The sequence below is a fragment of the Burkholderia sp. AU4i genome (genome assembly GCF_000466765.1).
GTDB classification, from domain to species: Bacteria; Pseudomonadota; Gammaproteobacteria; order Burkholderiales; family Burkholderiaceae; genus Burkholderia; species Burkholderia cepacia.
Window position 1 is genome coordinate 1 of sequence record NZ_ASSI01000436.1, and the last position, 1475, is coordinate 1475.

Annotated in this window: 1 protein-coding gene; it reads left to right on the top strand. The window is 70.0% G+C overall.

Features of this window, described 5'->3' with window-relative positions; translation table 11 throughout:
- Positions 1-81: 81 nt before the first annotated feature.
- Complete coding sequence (locus L810_RS43335; RefSeq protein ID WP_021164383.1) at positions 82-459, top strand: response regulator; 378 nt, start codon at positions 82-84, stop codon at positions 457-459.
- The last annotated feature ends 1016 nt before the right edge of the window (positions 460-1475 follow it).

Below are 1475 nucleotides of genomic sequence, written 5' to 3' on the forward strand. Positions count from 1 at the left end.
GCGCCGGCCGCGCGGCCGGCGCTCGCGGCGTCCGCCGTCGCCGTGCCGAAACCCTGACGCTTAAAAGATTCCGAGACAGACATGATCCGAACCATTCTCGCCATCGACGACTCCGCGACCATGCGTGCGCTGCTCCAGGCAACGCTGGCGCAGGCCGGCTACGACGTGACGGTGGCGCCGGACGGCGAGGCCGGCTTCGACCTGGCGGCCACCGTGCCGTACGACCTGGTGCTGACCGACCAGAACATGCCGCGCAAGAGCGGGCTCGAAGTGATCGCCGCGCTGCGCAAGCTGACCGCCTATACGGAAACACCGATCCTCGTGCTGACGACCGAAGGCAGCGACGCATTCAAGGACGCCGCGCGCGACGCGGGCGCGACCGGCTGGATCGAGAAGCCGATCGACCCCGCCGTGCTGGTCGACCTGGTCGCGACGTTGTCCGAACCGGCCGCCTCCTGACATTCACGCGACGCATTCAACCCGGGACCGGGCATGACTCTCGACATCACTCAGTTCTACCAGACATTTTTCGACGAAGCGGACGAGCTGCTCGCGCAGATGGAGCAGTTGCTGCTGAACCTCGACGTCGGTTCGCCCGACCCCGAGGATCTGGCCGCGATCTTCCGCGCCGCGCATTCGATCAAGGGCGGCGCCGCGACGTTCGGCTTTTCCGCGCTAACCGATACGACGCACATCCTCGAATCGCTGCTCGACCGCGCACGCAACCATGAGCTGACGCTGACCAAGGAAATGGTCGACGCGTTCCTCGAGACCAAGGACGTGCTGTCCGACCAGCTCGTCGACTACCGCGCGAGCGCCGAACCGGACGCGGCCGCCGCCGCGACGATCTGCGCGAAGCTCGAGCGGCTGAAGGCCGAGAGTGGGGCGGATGCGCCGGCTGCCGCTGCCGCGCCGGTCGCCGCTGCCGCTGAACCGGTCGCGCCGGCCGCTCCGGCCGCTCCGGCCGTGGAGACGGCCGCCGACGACGATCGTGCGCCCGACCACGTGGTCGAGCAGGCTGTCGCGGCTGCGCATCCGGCCGCCGATGCCGGCGCGGACGAAGGCGGCCCGCACCTGAAGATCACGCTCGTGGGCGTCGACGCGAAGGACCAGGAGCTGCTGACCGAAGAGCTCGGCAACCTCGGCCGGATCGTGGGCCGCGAGCAAGCGGGCGCCGACCTGACGCTGTGGGTCGAATCGGACGTGCCGTCCGACGACATCGTCGCCGTGTGCTGCTTCGTGATCGACGAAAGCCAGATCCGCGTCGCGCGCGGCACGGCGCCGGCCGCACCGGCCGCCGCTCATGAAGCCGCTCATGAAGCCGCGGCATCCGCTCCTGCTGCAGAACCGGCCGCCGCCGCGCAACCGGTACGCGCTGAGGTCTTCGCGCCGCAGGCCGCCGCGCAACCGGCCGCACCGGCATCGGCAGCGCCGCCCGCGCCCAGATCGGAAGAGCGTCGTGTAGGGAAAGAGTG

Excerpts from the sequence above, each read along its gene's own strand:
- L810_RS43335 (WP_021164383.1), top strand. The coding sequence starts at position 82 with ATGATCCGAACCATTCTCGCCATCGACGACTCCGCGACCATGCGTGCG.